Here is a 17097-nt window from a genome sequence, read left to right as displayed (position 1 = left end):
CGCTTTCGTCAGCGACGAGTTTCCGGCGGGACGGCGGTCTACCGGGTATGAGCGATGTGGTGCTGAACATGACGGTCTCGGTCGACGGGTTCGCCACCGGGCCGGACGAGGATCTGGAGCGGCTCCACCGGTGGATCTTCGCGGAGAGCGCGGAGGACGCGGAGATCATGGCGGAGTTCGCCGCCGAGCCGGGCGCGTACGTGATGGGGATGGGCATGTTCCGGTCGGGCCTGGAGCCGTGGGGTGACGCGCCGCCGTTCCCGCACCCGGTGTTCGTGCTCTCCCACACCGAGCGGGAGCCGCTGGTCAAGCCGCCGGCGACGTTCACGTTCGTCACCAGCGGGATCGAGGACGCGGTCGCCCGCGCGCGGGCGGCGGCCGGGGAGCGGGACGTGTGGGTGGTCGGCGGCGCGGACGTGTGCCGGCAGGCGCTGGCCGCCGGGCTGGTCGGCGAGCTGCGGCTGCATGTCGCGCACGTGCTGCTCGGCGACGGGCTGCCGCTGTTCGGGAAGCTCCCGCTGCCGGCCGACCTGGAGGAGGTCAGGACGGTGACGACGCCGGGTATGACGCACCTGACGTTCCGGGTCGCCAGGAACGCCTGACCCCGTCAGGGGATCACCCGTTCCTGGGGATGCCGGCGGACACCCCTCCCGTTGACGCCCGGCGACGGGGACGCGGCGAGATAGCCGGCCAGGAGGCTTTCGGCGACCTCGCCCACGGTGGCGTCGTCGGGCAGGAACTCGGGGGTGTGCAGCCCGGCCCGCGTGTCGACGCCGACGAACATCATCAGCGACGGCATCAGCTCGCCGTACTGGGCGAAGTCGTCGCCGCCGCACGAGCGCAGCTCCTCGCTGACCGACCGCCCGCTCTGACGCAGCAGCGCGCCGGTGCGCATGGCGAGCGCGGCGTCGTTGACCAGGACCGGCTCGCCCCGGTGGACCCGGACGTCGGCCTCACAGCCGTAGGTGCGCGCCATGTCCTCGACGAGCTGGGCGAACTGGGCGTGCAGCGTCTCGCGCGCCGGCTGTGACAGGGTGCGCAGGGTGCCGTGGGCGACGGCCTCGGCGGGGATGGCGTTCGGCGCGGTGCCGGCGTGCACGGTGCCGAACGTCACCACGGTCGGCACCATCGGGTCGGCGGTCCGGCTGACGAGGTGCTGGGCTCCGGTGATCACCTGCGCCATGGCGACGATCGGGTCGCGGGCCAGGTGCGGGTAGGCGGCGTGCCCGCTCACGCCCCTGAGCGTCACCCGGAACTCGTCGGCGGAGGCGTTGACCGCGCCCGGCGTGCAGGCGGTCACCCCGGCGTCCAGCACGGGCTGCACGTGCGCGCCGATCATGGCGCAGACGTCGTTGCGGGCCAGGGCTCCCGATCGGACGATGTCGGCGGCGCCCGACGGGTGGCTCTCCTCGCGTGGCTGCAGCACGACCATGAGCGGGGCCGGCCGCTGCTGGGCGGTCACGGACTCGTACCCGGCCTCGGGCCGGCTCTCGTGCGTCTCCAGGATGGCGGTGACCCTGGCGACCGCGCGGGCCAGCGCCACGACGGCGGCCAGGTGGACGTCGTGGCCGCAGGCGTGCATGGCGCCGTTGTCGGCCGCCCAGGGCACGCCGGTGCGCTCGACGATGGGCAGCGCGTCGAGTTCGCCGCGCACGCCCACGGCGGGGCCGGGGCCGCCGATCCTGACCAGCGCGCCGGTCCCGGCGACGTGCTCCACCGGCCCTTCCGGCAGCGCGTCCAGCACCCGTCTGAGCGTGGGCGCCTCCTTGCCCGACACCCTGGGGTCGGCGTGCAGCTCGCGCCGCAGCCGCTCGGCGGCGGGCAGCTCGGCGTGCAGCGCCTCCCGAAGCAGCACCTCGCGGTGGTCGGAGCCGAGGTCGGCGCGGGCGTCCGCGCGCCGGCCGGAGAGCTGATCGGATCGCAGCTCAGCACGATGGTCCGTACGCCGGTCGGAGTGGCCGTCCGGGCGGGGATAGGAGGTCACGCGGCGCCCCCGAGCCGGTAGAGGCGGCGCGCGTTGGTGGCGCCGATCATGGTGGCGACCCGCACGGCCTGGCCCGCCGACCACTCCCCCTCGGTGACGAAGCCGCCGAGCACCCGCGTCATGGCCCGCCGCCACAGCTCCGCGCCGAGGAAGTGCAGCTCAGCCGGGCCCCATCCGTCGGACGAGAACATGATCTTGGCGAACGGGGCGGTCTCCAGGCTCTCGGCCACCACCGCGGCGCTGCCCGCACCGGTGTGGTGGACGGCCAGGCCCAGGTCGAAGAACACGTGCGGGTACGCGTGCGCCAGGTATCCGGCGTGGCGGTGGAACGGGTAGCAGTGCAGCAGCACCAGCGGCACCCCGGCCGGCTGCGTCCGCTCGATCAGCCCGCGCAGCAGCAGCGGGTCGGCGCGGCGCAGGTCCAGGTCGGGGTCGCCGATCCCGGTGTGGAACTGCAGCGGCAGGCCGGTCTCCAGCGCGGTCCAGATGAGGTGCCGCAGCAGCACCGGGTCCGCCAGGCGGCCGTCGGCGGCGAGCCAGCGGCCCGCGGCCTCGGTCACCTCGGCGGGCGAGGGCGGGTCCGGGTCGAGGTCGAGCCCGTGCCGGTAGGCGACGATGCTCTTCAGCGCGCGGGCGGTGCGGATCCGCTCCCCCAGCGCCTCGGCGAACCGGCCGGCGAAGCCCGCGGCGGACACGCCGGAGGCGGCGACCTGCTCGGCCACGGCCTCCAGCCGCACCACCTCGTCGACCGGGACCGCGGCGAGCTCGGCCATGCCGGACGGGCCGACGACCTCGTCGGCGCGGTAACCGGTCTCGATCAGGTAGTGGCCCGCGCCCGCGGCGCCGAGCAGCAGCCGGTTCACCGCGACGACGCCCAGCCGGGCGCGGCGGGCCAGGTACTCCTCGGGCGAGATGAACGCGTCGAGTCCGAGCACGGGCGCGCAGTGGCGCAGGATGGCGTGGCCCAGCTGCGAGTCGAACGGCGTCATCCAGTCGGGCGCCGGCCCGTGGGCCTCGGTGATCAGCTCCTCGAACGCGGCACGCGACAGGTCGCGGCCCGTCACCCCGTGGGCGTGCTGGTCGACCAGCGGCAGTTCCTCGATCGCCCGATGGAGCCCGGACAGCACGGTGAGTTCACTGGCCATCGGCGCCCCCGCCCGGCTTCACCTCTACGCGCGACACGTACGTTCTTCCCCTTCGCGGACAACGGCCTCAACCCGAACCGTGCCCGCGTGCGGGGCCGATGAACGTGGGGACGGGCACGACCTGCGCGCCCTTCCCCACGGATCAGTCGGTCGATCAGGCGGCTGACCTGGCGGCGACCGCCACGGCGGCCTGCTCGGTGACGCCGTTGACGGTGACCGCGACCGTCACCTGACCCTTGCGCAGCGCGGTGAGCGTGCCGGTCTCGGGGTCGAGCACGGCGACGTGCCACGGCTTGGCCTTGGCCCGCGGTCCCACGTGCAGGTTGGGCGAGCCGGACCAGGCCGCCGACACCGGGTAGGCGACGGGCACGTCACGGCCGTCCTGCCGGACCGTGGCGGTGACGGTGGCCGGGGTGCCGGTCTCGACCCTGGCCGGGGCGGTCAGCGTGAGCCGGTCGACGTGCGGGCGCAGCTCGGCGCCGATCCACTCGGGGGCGTCGGCGAACCAGTTGCGCCTGACGTGCTCGGCCTCCTTGCCGGTGACCGGGTCGACGCCCCACAGGGACCAGCCGGTGAAGCCGCCGTCGCCCGCCGGGGTGGACGGGTTCTTGGCGGAGTTGCCGTTGATCACGTAGGGCACCGCATCCACCCGGGAGGCGTGGAAAGTGCCCACGTGCCCGCCGATGAACGCCGCGCCCTTGCCGGTCTCCCGCTGGAAGTCGGCCAGCCAGCCTTCCACCAGCGCGGCTTCCTTGCGGTCGCCGAGCTGGCTGCCCTTGCCGGGGGTGGGATCGCGCGGCGGCACGTGGAACAGCACCGCGACCGAGCCGATCGAGCGGTCGTCCGCGGCCCGGTCTAGCTCCGTACGGAGGAGCTCGATCTGCTCGAAGCCGCCGCCGCGCAGGTTGAGGCGGGAGGTGTCGAGCGTGACGAAGCGGGTGCCCTTGTGGTCGAAGGTGGTGTACGTGTCGCCGAAGACGGCCTTGAAGTTGTCGATGCTGCCGCCCATCACCTCGTGGTTACCCGGGATGTAGTGATATTTCAGGTCATCGCCGAGTTCTTCGTCGAGGACCCGCTTGGCCAGCGCGAAGTCCTCCGGCGAGGCCTCGTCCACCAGGTCACCGTTGACGAACAGGAAGTCCGGCTTCGCCGCCTTGATCTCGCGGAGCGTGCGGCGCGCGCCCGCGACCAGGTCGCTGTCCGGGTCCCGGGCGACGAACTGCGCGTCCGACATGACCGCGAACCGCCACGGCCGGTCGGCCACGTCCGGCTTGACCACCGGGTCGGCGACCTTCTCCGGCTCCGGCGTCTCCACGGACGGCGGCACCTTCGCGACCAGCCCGTCGATCAGGATCTCGTTGGTGTAGGAGGCGGTGGCCTTGGTCTCGGCCACGTAGAAGCGCCGCAGCTTGAGCGGGTAGCTCACGCCCGGCGGCACCGCGAACTCGACGAACCGCCAGCCGGTCCACGTCATGTACGGGCCGCGCAGGATCTGCGACTGCCCGAGCGCGTCGTAGAACTCGAGGCTGGGCCACTCCCCCTTGCCGGTGGAGTGGATCCACAGCCCGAACGCCTGCGGCTGCCCGTCCACCACGAGCTGCTCGGGCGGGCTGGCGTAGGCGGCGCGGGTCGCCGTCGACTGGGTGAAGTCGTACGAGAGCTTGAGCCCGCCGCCGCTCTGACCCGGCGCGGCCGAGAGCGAGCCGGTGGCCCGCGCGGCGGCGAACGTCCACGAGGCGGCGTTCTCGAAGTCGGCGACCGGCTGGTCCTCGAAGCCGACGGTCACCGGCAGGGCGGTGCTGATCTTGCCGACCTTGGCGGTGATCAGGGCGGAGCCGGTGTCCTTCTTGGCCTTGACGGTGAAGGATCCGTGCTCGTTCGCGGTGACGTCGAGCAGGGCGCGGTCGTAGTCGAGCGACAGGTCGGCGGGCTCGATCGGGGCGGTGTTGCCGTTGCGGTCGTAGCCGACGACGCCGAAGGTCGCGGTGTCGTCCGCGCCGGCCAGGCCGACCCGGTCACTGGTGACGCCGAGCCGCTGGAGCGGCTGGAGCACGGTCAGCTCCAGGGAGCCGGTGGCCTTGCCCCGGGCGGCGGTGACGGTCGTGGTACCGGGCACCAGGGCGTGGAACCTGCCGTCCCTGACGACGCCGTGGACCGCGGGCTTGCTCCGCCAGATCGGCGCCCCGGAGGCGGGCCCGTACGTCTCGTCGTATCCGGCGGCGGTCAGCCGCCGCGTGAGGCCGGGGAAGACCCGCTCGGGGCGCCCGCCGCCGATGGGCGCCGCGCCGGGGGCCCGGCCGGGGTCGACGGCGGTCTCGACCCAGAAGCCCTTGAGCTTGCCGCTGCCCTCGGGGGCGTAGAGCGCCAGGCCGTTGGGGACGTGCCGCTCGCCGCCGTCGGACGGGCTGTTCTCGACCTGCGGGGCGGCCTGGCCCGGCTCGCGGGCGAGCATGGTGGAGGAGCCGCCGCCGTCGAGGTTGAGCGCGTCGGCCGCGCCCAGCTCGACCATCATCGCGGCCAGCTCGTTGAGCGTGACCCCACGGCTGTCGGCCTGGCGGCCGTCCACGGTGAGCAGGTACATCTTCTTGCCGTCGGCGGAGAACCCGACCGCGGTGCGCGGGTGCGCCGACTGGTCGGTGGAGTTCTGCGCCTTGCCGTCCTTGACCAGCACCCAGTTCCCGCCGACCGCGGCCTTGACGTCCCCGCCGTCGGAGGCCTTCGGCCGGTACGCGACCTCGACCTTGTCGCCTGCCTTGAGCCCGGCCAGGGCGGCGGCGCCGGCGTCGCGGCCGAGCAGGATCGAGGTCCCGGCCGGGATGGGGCCCTCACCGGCCTGCCCGCGGACCGCGGCGACCACGCCGTCCTTCAGCTCGACCTCGGTGACGGCGGTGGCGCCCTCGACGGCGCGGGCCCGGGTGTAGGAGCCCCACAGCGGGGTGAACAGGCCGACGCCGCCTGACTGGATGCGCTGGTTGAACTGGGTGAGCGTGACCGGTGAGCCGCCCTCGGGGGTGGCGGTGCCCTCGAAGTGCATCTTGAGCACCCGGCCGACGCCGTCGCCGCTGATCGCGACCGCGTTGTCGTGGCCGGCCATCGGCGACTGGACGAGCTCTCCGGTCTGCACGCCGATGCCCTGGGCGGCGCCCGAGTTGTTGATGTCGAAGAAGTCGCCGTTGACGGCGGCGACCGCCCGCGACCGCTGGGCGGGGCCGGACAGCGGCTCGGTCTTCGACACCTCGCCGGAGTACACGTAGTCGGCGCTCGCCCCGCCGGCGAGGTCGGCGGTGAGCGCGTCGGCGCGCAGCCACCCGAGCGGGTCCAGCCGGTCGAAGGAGGTGAGGGTGATGCCCGGGGCCACCGGCCTGGTCTTCTTGGCGGTGTCGAGCCGGTCGCCGGTCGCCTGGGCGGCGACCAGCGTCGAGAGGGGCGGGTAGGACGACGCCGTCGGCGCGTCCTCGATCGGGGGTGCGGGATCGGCCTGTGCGGGCGCGGCGGCGGTGAGCACGAGCGTCGCCGCGGCGAGTAAACGGAGGGTCTGCACGACCGAATGCAATCGTCCGTGCATATAACTTTCAAGACCTTGGGGTGAACTAAAAGAAAATTTCAGATCTTGGCGGCGACAGGGGCCTCCTCGGACGCGGGCTCCGCCAGCGGCTCGCTGTGGATCCCCGCGTACAGCACCAGCGGCACGGCCACCGCCACGACCATCGACAGCACGGCGGTGCCCGAGTCGTTCACCAGCATCCCGACCACCCCGCTGACCAGCGCCCCGATCAGCCCGGCCTTCAGCATGGGCGCGCGCTCGAACGCCTGCGGCACCACCCCTGCGCTGATCTTGCCCGGTCGCATGATCGCGAAGATCAGGAACGCCAGGCCGGTGATCACGATCGGCATCAGGTTGGGCGAGAGCATGGTGTTGAGCATGGCCCCGAGCTTGCGGAGGATCATCGGCATGAACGTCCCTTCGAGCACCATGCCGACGAACCTGCCCAGATGGGTCTGCGACGGCGCCGGCCGCAGGTAGTCGAGCACCGCGAGCGCCGACACGGTCACCCCGCCGAGGGCGCAGAACCCGACGAACTTCAGCACCGACACCCGCTTGCCCGCCACCAGCAGCGCGGTGACCGCGATGCCGGGCACGAACGCGATCACGCCGCCGAAGTCGCTGCCGATCCCCGGCCAGCCCGCCAGCAGCATCGCGGCCACGCCCAGCGTGGAGACCAGCGCCACCGCGGCCCGCCGCCGCCCGGCCCGCACCAGATGGTCGGCGGCCACCGCGGCGGTCATCAGCACGGAGGTGGCCAGCAGCGCGAACGGGATGTTCGCCAGCCCGTAGTAGCGCCCGCCCACCACGGCGGTGTAGCCCATGAGGCTGTTGAACTGCAGGTTGGTGCCGGTCAGCAGGTCGGCCACCATGACGATGCCGATGATCGCGGCCACCACGCCGGGCGGCCCCAGGGGGCCGCGCCGCCACGGCCCGAGCACGGCGAAGGCGGTGATGGCCGAGGCGATCGCCACCACGCCGGTGATGACCAGCGCGATCGGGTACGGGCCGTGCCCCCAGGGGAACACGTTCACCGCGTACGTCGAGACGGGCACCGCCGCCAGGCCGAGCGCGACCACGCCGACGGCGCCAGCGTTCCTGCGGCGGGACAGCACGTAGTAGGCGATCGCGTAGAACGACACCGTGATGACGGCGAAGCCGGTGAAGAACAGCCCGGTGGTGTTGCGGATGCCGGTGCCCATCATGTCGGCCCTGCGCAGCTCGGCGACGGCCTCCTCCAGCGGCAGCCGCTCCCCCGCCTGCCAGGGCAGGCCGATCACGGTCGGCGGGACGGGGATGCCGGCGGCGGTGAGCACGGTCGGCGTGGTGTCGGTGATGATGACGATGTCGCCGCGCCGGGTCGAGGCGGTGCCGAGCAGCGCGCCGGACGCCTCGGCCCGCTTCCACATGGCCACCCGCAGGTGTGGCACCGACCCGTGGTCGCCGATGCCGCTGAGCACCACCTGGGCGCCGGCGGGCAGCTTCGCCAGCGCGGCGCCGACCTCCGCGTCGGCGGCCCGCACGGCCTCGCGCCGCCGCTCCGGGCCGAGCGCGTCGGGCACCGCGGGCAGGTGGCCGCCCGCCAGGTAGGGGCGGATCAGCTCGTCCACGTCCACGGCCAGCACCCGGCAGCGCGACCAGTCGGCCAGGGCGGCCGGCTCCGGCGCGTACACGTCCACCTTGCCGCCGGCGTCGGCCAGCGCCAGCGCGGCGCCGGGGCCGACGGCGGTCGTGCAGTGACCGGCGGCGTGCACGGCCGCGCCGAGCGTGCCCGCGTACGTGCCGTCACGCCTCGCGCGCAGCCCGTCGAAGCCCGGCACCCGGGCGCCCTCGCCCGTGCGCTCCGGCTCGGGCGGCAGCCCGCAGCGCTGCCCGACGGCGGAGCGGACGCCGGCGGACACCGACAGCCAGCCGTCGAACGGGCAGGCGAGGGTGCCCACGGTCTTCACCGACACCGACCCCAGGTCGCTCTCCCCGGCCAGCCGCCACAGGTTGGGGGTCGCGTGCGGGTCGACGTCCTCCCAGAGCAGACCGGGCACGCCGATGAGCGCGACCGGGGGCTCCTCTTGCGCGGCGTGCGCGGGCGGCGCGATCCACCACAGCGCCGACGCGACCAGCAGGAAGTACGCCCACCTCACCGTTTGCCCCCATGCGGAGAAGGAGTCAGGTACGGCGACGCGGATCCGGCCGCCGGGGATCAGCAGGCAACGTAGCACGCCACCCCGTGGTTAGGCTCCCTCCTTATCCGGGGGCTTTCGCGCGCTCGATCTCCGCCGCGGCGGCCAGCACGACGTGTTCCTCCCACGGACGGCCGACCATCTGGACGGCCGAGCCGCCGCAGGGCACCACCACGACCGGCGCGCCGGTGAGGCTCCAGGGCAGCGTCCACAGGTAGTCGGCCGTCTCGGACTCCCGCCACGGCGGCGGCTCCTCGGCGGCGGGGATGACGAGGACGTCGGCCTGCGCGGTGGCGGCCAGCATCCGCCTGCGGAACCGGTCCCAGTCCCACAGCACCCGCACGTTCTCCTCTCCGCTCAGCCCAGCCCGGTCCCAGTAGCGCCGGGTCAGCTCCAGCGCCTCCTCCCGCACGTCGGGCAGCGGCCGTTCCGCGACGGCCGCCCCCGCCTCGGCCAGCGTCCGCACCGCCCGCGCCGTCGCCTCGTGGCCGCCGGCCCCGGCCATGGTCGCCACCCACAGCCCTGGGACGCGCACGGCTCCCGGGTCGCCGAGCGGCACCGGCGGCGTCCCGCCGTCCATCCCGTCCGGCCCGGCGATCACCTCCAGCGTGGCGGCGAGGTCGGCCACGGTGCCGGCGATCGGGCCGATGACGGTCCTGCCGTCCTCCAGCGATCCGCAGCGCGGGAAGTGACCGGTCAGCGGCACCCGCCCGAACGTCGGCTTCAGCCCGGCCACCCCGCACCAGGCGGCGGGCAGCCGTACGCTCCCGCCCGAGTCGCTGCCCAGCCCCAGCGGTACGGCACCGGCGGCCACCAGCGCCGCCGTCCCCGACGACGACCCACCGGGCGCCCTGCCCGGATCGCGCGGATTGCCGGTCTTCCCGTCCAGGGGGTTGTCGGCCATGGCGCTGCTGATCGCGACCACGACCGCCCCGGCGGCCCGCAGCCGCGCCACGGCCGTCGCATCCCGCTCAGGCCGCCGCCCCGGGCTCCCCGGCGTCCCCCCGGCCGCCCCGCTCACGGGCCAGCCTGAGACATCGATCCAGTCCTTGACGGTGACGGGCACCCCTTCGAGCACCCCGCCCTCACCGGCCCGCAACCGCCGATCAGCCCGCTCCGCCTCCGCCATACTCCACCCGGCATCAACGGCGGCCACACCCCCGAACCGCTCCCCCGCCCGCCGCACCCGCTCGATCGCCTCCCGTACGACGTCGACGGCGGTCGTCTCGCCTGCCCGTAACCCCTCCGCCAGCCCTATCGCGCTCCGCACCATGCGCGCATCCTGACATGTCCCCCGTACGACGGACATCGCGCTTTAGTCCGCGGGACGTCTTCGATAGCCCCCCGCTCCACCGGGAGGCCGGCGGTGTCCCGGCCATGACGCGGTTGCCGTCGACGCCCCGGCCAGGAACGGTGGGAAAGGTGCCGCCTCACCAGGTGGCGGCGATGACGACGCCCACCATGACGACGGCCACGACGGCGTAACGGAACGCTCTGGCGCGCAGGACTCGGGTGATCCGCATTGTCAGTCACCGGAGGCCGGGCCGAGATGCTCCTCCAGCCGGGCGATCCGCTGGACGAGGGGCTGGAGTTGCTGCCGCACGGCCACGGCCACGAGCGCCGCCAGGTCCGGCGCGCCGGGCGACTGGCCGGACGGTTGCGCGGCCGACTCGGCGCGTAGGTGGACGTAGCCGGCGAGGGCCGCCACGACGGCGCGGCGGGTCGGCCGGGGCTCGGCGCCCAGCCCGCGCAGCACCTGACCGGCGATCCCGTCGGGTTCGGCGACGAGCCCGAGGAGGAGGTGCTCGCATCCGACGTAGTTGTGCCCGAGCGAGGTCGCCTCGTTGACCGCGGCTTCCAGAGCGTTCGCCGCGCCCACGCCGAACCGGCGCGCCTCTGAACCCGGCTCGCCCGCCCCGGGTTCTTGCACCGGGCCGCTGCCCGGCTCGGGCTCAGAACCCGCAGCTCGTCCCGGCTCGCCGCCGGGATCCTGTCCGGCTCCGAGACCTCCGGACGACATACGACCGCCCGGAGAGTCGGGACCTTCCGCACCTCCCGGGCCCGTAGAAGCTTTCGCAGTCGTACGACTCTCCGGGGACGTAGAACCTTCCGCAGATGCACGACTTCCCGGGGACGTGCGCCCTTCCGCAGACGCACCACCTCCCATGGACATGCGCCCAGCGAGGTCGCGGGTTACCTGCCCGGGGTCGATGTCCATGGCGCGCAGGACGTGGAGGGCGAGGTTGGTGCCCTCCGCCAGCATGCCGGCCAGGAGGTGCTCGGTCTCGACGCCGCCCGCCCCGGCTCGCGCCGCCGCGAGCTTGAGCACGGTGCGGGTGCGCGGGGTCAGCAGGGTCAGGGCGCCGGTGGGACGGTCGAGGTCGACGTCGGACAGGGCTGTCTCGCGGATGGCCGTGACGCGGCGGACCGCCTGCTCCAGGGCTCGCTGGCAGATGGACGAGACCGGCACGCCCGCCTGCTTGACCGCCTCCGCCAGGTCGTCCGGCAGATACACGTTGATCTTCGGCACGTCACCTCCCCAAGGACTGCCCCCCATCATAACCCCCATGTAACCCCACCGCCTCCGACAAGGCCGGGAGTCTTATTCACTGGCATTGGGGCAGATGTCAGCGCAGACTGGAAAGACGGCGATACACCACAAAGTGGAGCACCCGTGGACAATCACCTTGATCACATGCCGGTTCTGTCCCGTGGCAGGCATCGCAACCCGAAGCGTGGTGCTTGCTTCATGGAGTTCGCGTCCTATCTGGCCGGAGAACGGTGGAGCGACCACCCGGCCTGCACACACCCGCTGCTGGCCGCGCTGGCCCGTCTCGTCAACGACAACACCACCGACGAGAGCCGCAGCCGCCTCATCCACCTGGTCCCGTCCATCATCGGCCTGACCAGCACGGACCTCCGGGTCGACGCCCACATCGCGCTCCGCTGCGCGACCACCGCCCTGCCCGTCGCCGCCGCCGAGCGCCAGCTCGCCCTCGCGGTGTCGGTGCTCGCGGCGGAGGAGATGCTGGCCCGGCTGAACGGCGTCCCGCCCGGACGGCTGAGCCCGCGCAGTCAGGAGGCGATGGACCAGGTCCCGCAGGCGGCGGCCCAGGCGCGCAGGTTCAGCCGGGCAGCCAAGATCACGGAGAAGGGCTTCCGCAGGTACGCGGCCCCGAACGCGGTGCAACTGGCCGTGGTCGGGATCGTGCAGGCCTGCATCGAGGACCCGGACACGATGCTGCGCGACCTGCTGACGGCGGCGATCGACGACTGCTCCCGCCTGATCCAGGACACCAGGACGACGACCCCGGCCGTGCCGCTGCCCGTCGCGCAGCCGGCGTCCTGAGAGTGTCGTTCGTCACCTGGCCCACCTTACTTAGGAGGGCCTAAAACACTCGTCCACCTGTTCGTATACGGTGCAGAACCGCAGGTCAGGCAAGCCTCTCCTTCGTTGCGGATCTTTCCGGCATTTACCTAATGTCGATGGAAATGCAGCAATAGGAGGGATTTCATGACCATCGAGCTGGAGCGGACGTACTCCCCCGAGATGCACCACAGCCACCGTGACGTCACCGGCGGGTGGCTGCGGCCGGCGGTGTTCGGGGCGATGGACGGGCTCGTCTCCAACTTCGCGCTGATCGCCGGTGTGGTGGGGGCCTCGGGTCCCGGGCGGGGCGCCGTGCTCGCCGGGTTCGCCGGGCTGGTGGCGGGTGCGTGCTCGATGGCGGCCGGCGAGTACACGTCGGTCAAGTCCCAGACGGAGCTGATGCGCGCCGAGATCGCCGTGGAGCGGCGCGAGCTGGCCCGCAACCCCGAGGGCGAGCGCGCCGAGCTGGCCGCGCTCTACCGGGCCCGCGGGCTGGAGCCGGAACTGGCCGAACAGGTCGCGGCCGGGCTGTCGGCCGATCCCGAGCAGGCTCTGCGGGTGCACGTGCGCGAGGAGCTCGGGGTGGATCCTGACGACCTGCCTTCGCCGAAGCTGGCGGCCGTGTCGTCGTTCTGCGCGTTCTCCGCCGGGGCGCTGGTGCCGCTGGTGCCGTTCTTCTTCGGGGCGTCGGGGCTGGCGCTGGCGGTGGTGCTGAGCGTGCTCGCCCTGTTCGGGTTCGGCGCGGTCGTGGCGCACCTCACGGCCCGCCCGTGGTGGGTGGGCGGCCTGCGCCAGCTCGTGCTCGGCGTCGGCGCCGCCGCGGTGACCTTCGGCATCGGCCACCTGCTGGGCGTCGCCGTCTCCTAGACCCAGCCGTCTCCTGATCCAGCCGTCTCCCGGCCCAGCCGTCTGCTGATCCATGCGCGGAACCCGGCTCCGGCAAAGAGTCCGCTCCGCCATGCGCGGAATCGGAACCTCCGGGTATGCGGATACGGGACGATGGCGTGATCGGTTTGTGACGGCCGCGAGGAGGGCGACGTGAACGGCGACATCACCCAGAGCCAGGAGTGGGCGGCGCTGGAGAAGCACCATGGTGAGCTGGCGGGCATACACCTGCGCGAGCTGTTCGCCGACGACCCCGGCCGGGCCGGCCGCATGACGCTGACGGCGGGCGACCTCTACCTCGACTACGCCAAGCACCGCGTCACCAGTGAGACCGTCGGGCTGCTGGTGCGGCTGGCCGAGCGGGCCGGGCTTCGCGAGCGCATCGAGGCCATGTTCACCGGCGAGCACATCAACGTCAGCGAGGATCGGGCCGTCCTCCACACCGCGCTGCGGGCCCCCGCCGACGCCGCCCTCGTGGTCGACGGCCAGGACGTCATCGGCGACGTGCACGCGGTGCTCGACAAGATGACCGCCTTCGCCGACCGGGTGCGCGCCCAGGAGTGGCGGGGGGCCACCGGGCGGCCCATCGCCACCGTGGTCAACATCGGCATCGGCGGCTCCGACCTCGGCCCCGCGATGGCCTACGAGGCGCTGCTCGACTACGCCGACGCCGGCATCGAGGCCAGGTTCGTCTCCAACATCGACCCGGCCGACATCACCGGCAACCTCCGCGGACTCGACCCCGCCACCACGCTCTTCGTGGTCAGTTCCAAGACCTTCACCACACTCGAGACCCTCACCAACGCCAGGGTGGCCCGGCAGTGGCTGGTCGGCGCGCTGGGCGAGGACGCCGTCGCCAAACACTTCGTGGCCGTCTCCACCAACGCCGCCAAGGTCGCCGAGTTCGGCATCGACACCGACAACATGTTCGGCTTCTGGGACTGGGTCGGCGGCCGCTACTCCTACGACGGCGCCATCGGCCTGTCCCTGATGATCGCCGTCGGGCCGGCCAGGTTCCGCGCGATGCTGGCCGGCTTCCACGCCATCGACCAGCACTTCCGCACCGCTCCTTTCGAGGCCAACATGCCGGTGCTGATGGGCCTGCTCGGGGTGTGGTACGCCGACTTCTTCGGCGCCCAGACCCGCGCTGTGCTGCCCTACAGCCAGCGCCTGCACCGCTTCCCCGCCTACCTCCAGCAGCTCACCATGGAGTCCAACGGCAAGTCGGTGCGCGCCGACGGCGCCCCCGTCACCTGCGACACCGGCGCCATCTTCTGGGGTGAGCCGGGCACCAACGGTCAGCACGCCTTCTACCAGCTGCTCCACCAGGGCACCCACCTGGTGCCCGCCGACTTCATCGGCTTCGCCGAGCCGTACGAGGACCGCGAGGGCATGCACGACCTGCTCACCGCCAACCTGTTCGCGCAGACCTCGGCGCTCGCGTTCGGCAAGACGGCCGAGGAGATCGCCGCCGAGGGCACCGCCGCCGCGGTCGTGCCGCACAAGGTCATGCCGGGCAACCGGCCCACCTCCACCATCCTCGTCCCGAAGCTCTCCCCGTCGACCCTCGGCCAGCTCGTCGCCCTGTACGAGCACGTCGTGTTCGTCGAGGGCACCATCTGGGGCATCGACTCCTTCGACCAGTGGGGCGTCGAGCTGGGCAAGAAGATGGCGCTCGACCTGGCCCCCGCGCTCACCTCCGACGAGCCGCAGGCCGGCTTCCCCGACCCCTCGACCGAGCGGCTGGTCCGCGTCTACCGCGAGCTGCGCGGCCGCCCGTCGTGAGCCACGATGAGGGCATGGACATCATGGAGATAGCGGAGAAGTCCAGGGACTCCGCGAACGTCAAGAGGGTGTTCGGCGACCCCGTGCAACACGGCGACGTGGTCGTCATCCCCGTCGCCAGGATCGCCTACGGCGGTGGGGGCGGCACGGGCCAGGGCGAGGACAAGAAGGGCGACAGCGGCAGCGGCAGCGGCGTCGGCTACGGCGTGGCGGCCACCCCCGCCGGGGTGTTCGTGGTCAAGGACGGCGAGGTGCGCTGGCAGCCGGCCGTGGACGTCAACCGCATCGTGGCCGGCGGCCAGATCGTCGCCGTGGTGCTCCTGCTGACGCTGCGCGCCGTCTTCAAGCGCCGCCGTCGCCGCCGTCACTGACGCCCGGGGTCGGCCGGAAACTCCGGGCGCCGCGCTTCCGGTGAAACCGCTCAGTGGGACTCGCGGCCCACCCCGTCGCCGCTCGAACCGGTGAGGAAGTCCAGGTCGACGCCCCGGTCGGCCTGGAGCACGTGGTCCACGTACAACCGCTCCCAGCCGCGTACGGGCCGGGCGTGGCCGGTCATGACCGGCTCCCGGGCGGCCAGTTCGGCCTCCGGCAGGTCCACGTCGAGCCGCCGGGCCGCCACGTCGAGCACGATCGGGTCGCCGGTGCGCACCCTGGCGAGCGGCCCGCCGGCGGCGGCCTCGGGCGCGGCGTGCAGCACGACGGTGCCGTAGGCGGTGCCGCTCATGCGGGCGTCGCTGATGCGCACCATGTCGCGCACCCCCTTGGCCAGCAGCTTGGCGGGCAGCGGCAGGTTGCCCACCTCGGGCATGCCGGGGTAGCCGCGGGGACCGCAGCCGCGCAGCACGAGCACCGACGTCTCGTCCACGTCCAGGTCGGGCGAGTCGAGCCGGGCGTAGACGTCCTCGACGCTGTCGAACACGACGGCCCGGCCCCGGTGGCGCAGGAGTTCGGGCGAGGCGGCGGCGGGCTTGATGACGGCGCCGTCGGGGGCGAGGTTGCCGCGCAGCACGGCGATGCCGGCGTCGGGCAGCAGCGGCTCCGCGCGCCTCCTGATCACGGTCTCGTCCCAGATCTCGGCCCCGGCCAGGGAGCCGGTGAGCGGCTCGCCGGTGACGGTGATCGCGGACGGGTCGAGCAGGTCGGCGACCTCGTTCAGCACGGCCCGCAGGCCGCCCGCCCTGAACATGTCCTCCATCAGGTGCCGGCCGGCGGGCTGCAGGTCGACGAGGAGCGGCACATCGGAGCCGGTGCGGTCGAAGTCGTCGAGGTTCAGCTCGACGCCGAGCCGGCCGGCGATGGCGAGCAGGTGGACGACGGCGTTGGTGGAGCCGCCGACGGCGGCCAGGGTGACGATCGCGTTGAGGAACGAGGCACGGGTCATCACGTGGCTGGGGCGGCGGCCCTCGCGCACCAGCTCGACGGCCAGGCGGCCGGTGTCGTGCGAGCGTTCCAGCAGTCTGCTGTCGGGGGCGGGGATGCCTGCGGTGCCGGGGATGGTCATGCCGAGCGCCTCGGCCATGCACGCCATGGTGGAGGCGGTGCCCATCGTGTTGCAGTGGCCGCGGCTGCGGATCATGGAGGACTCGGACTCCAGGAACGCCTCACGGGAGAGCGTCCCGGCGCGTACCTCCTCGCTGAGCCGCCACACGTCGGTGCCGCAGCCGAGCGGGACGCCGCGGAAGCGGCCGGTGAGCATGGGGCCGCCGGGCAGCACGACGGCGGGCAGGTCGACGGAGGCGGCGGCCATGAGCAGCGACGGGATGGTCTTGTCGCAGCCGCCGAGCAGCACCACGCCGTCGATCGGGTTGGCGCGCAGCATCTCCTCGGTGGCCATGGCGGCGAGGTTGCGCCAGAGCATGGCGGTGGGCCGGACGTTGGTCTCGCCGATGGAGAGCGCGGGCAGATTGAGGGGGACGCCGCCGGCCGCCCAGATGCCCTGTTTGACGCTGTCGGCGACCTCGTTGAGATGGGAGTTGCAGGGGGTCAGGTCGGAGGCGGTGTTGGCGATCGCGATGTGCGGCCGTTCGCCGTCGAAGGCGTCCCGGGGCAGTCCTCGGCGCATCCACGCGCGGTGGATGTACGAGTTCCTGTCATCGCCCGCGTACCAGTGCGAGCTGCGCAAAACCATAACGGCACCTTAGCCATCGAATCATGGCTAACGGTAGCAATCGTCTACGGAACGTGCCTTGTTCACCATGGCCATAACG

At 73.0% G+C, this 17097-nt stretch carries 12 protein-coding genes; 5 read left to right on the top strand and 7 right to left on the bottom strand.

Features of this window, described 5'->3' with window-relative positions:
• Positions 1 to 47 precede the first annotated feature (47 nt).
• A complete protein-coding gene (locus tag ACZ6YG_RS11910; protein WP_466017966.1) occupies positions 48 to 602 on the top strand; it encodes a dihydrofolate reductase family protein in 555 nt (184 codons plus the stop codon).
• A gap of 5 nt (positions 603 to 607) precedes the next feature.
• On the opposite strand, the gene ACZ6YG_RS11905 is transcribed toward ACZ6YG_RS11910, so the two are convergent.
• The 6 genes from ACZ6YG_RS11905 to ACZ6YG_RS11880 all read right to left on the bottom strand — a co-directional run bounded on the left by ACZ6YG_RS11905 (position 608) and on the right by ACZ6YG_RS11880 (position 11380).
• Positions 608 to 1984: a M20 metallopeptidase family protein gene (locus ACZ6YG_RS11905; RefSeq protein WP_466017965.1), complete on the bottom strand. Its 1377-nt coding sequence runs from the start codon at positions 1982 to 1984 to the stop codon at positions 608 to 610.
• On the bottom strand, positions 1981 to 3129 hold the full coding sequence (locus ACZ6YG_RS11900; protein WP_466017964.1) for an amidohydrolase family protein: 1149 nt from the start codon (positions 3127 to 3129) through the stop codon (positions 1981 to 1983). The genes ACZ6YG_RS11905 and ACZ6YG_RS11900 overlap by 4 nt, the downstream gene beginning before the upstream one ends.
• Positions 3130 to 3283: 154 nt before the next feature.
• Positions 3284 to 6670, bottom strand: a complete 3387-nt coding sequence (locus tag ACZ6YG_RS11895; RefSeq protein ID WP_466017963.1) for a phosphodiester glycosidase family protein — start codon at positions 6668 to 6670, stop codon at positions 3284 to 3286.
• 62 nt (positions 6671 to 6732) lie between these two features.
• Positions 6733 to 8811, bottom strand: coding sequence for a hypothetical protein (locus ACZ6YG_RS11890; protein WP_466017962.1), 2079 nt, complete (start codon positions 8809 to 8811; stop codon positions 6733 to 6735).
• Between the two features lie 103 nt (positions 8812 to 8914).
• On the bottom strand, positions 8915 to 10123 hold the full coding sequence (locus ACZ6YG_RS11885) for an amidase (protein WP_466017961.1): 1209 nt from the start codon (positions 10121 to 10123) through the stop codon (positions 8915 to 8917).
• A 252-nt stretch (positions 10124 to 10375) separates the two neighbouring features.
• Positions 10376 to 11380: a Clp protease N-terminal domain-containing protein gene (locus ACZ6YG_RS11880; protein WP_466017960.1), complete on the bottom strand. Its 1005-nt coding sequence runs from the start codon at positions 11378 to 11380 to the stop codon at positions 10376 to 10378.
• Between the two features lie 219 nt (positions 11381 to 11599).
• Here ACZ6YG_RS11880 and ACZ6YG_RS11875 point away from each other — a divergent pair, with 219 nt between their 5' ends.
• From ACZ6YG_RS11875 to ACZ6YG_RS11860, 4 genes are all read left to right on the top strand, one after another.
• Positions 11600 to 12199: a hypothetical protein gene (locus ACZ6YG_RS11875; protein WP_466017959.1), complete on the top strand. Its 600-nt coding sequence runs from the start codon at positions 11600 to 11602 to the stop codon at positions 12197 to 12199.
• A gap of 165 nt (positions 12200 to 12364) precedes the next feature.
• A complete protein-coding gene (locus tag ACZ6YG_RS11870) occupies positions 12365 to 13087 on the top strand; it encodes a VIT1/CCC1 transporter family protein (RefSeq protein ID WP_466017958.1) in 723 nt (240 codons plus the stop codon).
• A 171-nt stretch (positions 13088 to 13258) separates the two neighbouring features.
• A complete protein-coding gene (gene pgi, locus ACZ6YG_RS11865; protein ID WP_466017957.1) occupies positions 13259 to 14890 on the top strand; it encodes a glucose-6-phosphate isomerase in 1632 nt (543 codons plus the stop codon).
• 14 nt (positions 14891 to 14904) lie between these two features.
• Positions 14905 to 15261 (top strand): spore germination protein GerW family protein, encoded by a 357-nt coding sequence (locus ACZ6YG_RS11860; RefSeq protein ID WP_219544297.1) that lies wholly within the window; start codon positions 14905 to 14907, stop codon positions 15259 to 15261.
• Between the two features lie 50 nt (positions 15262 to 15311).
• On the opposite strand, the gene ACZ6YG_RS11855 is transcribed toward ACZ6YG_RS11860, so the two are convergent.
• A complete protein-coding gene (locus ACZ6YG_RS11855; RefSeq protein ID WP_466017956.1) occupies positions 15312 to 17018 on the bottom strand; it encodes an IlvD/Edd family dehydratase in 1707 nt (568 codons plus the stop codon).
• Between the last annotated feature and the right edge of the window lie 79 nt (positions 17019 to 17097).

The sequence above is a fragment of the Nonomuraea sp. NPDC054003 genome (genome assembly GCF_055585125.1).
Note: the sequence above shows the minus strand (reverse complement) of the source record. Positions and strands in the feature narration are given on the sequence as shown.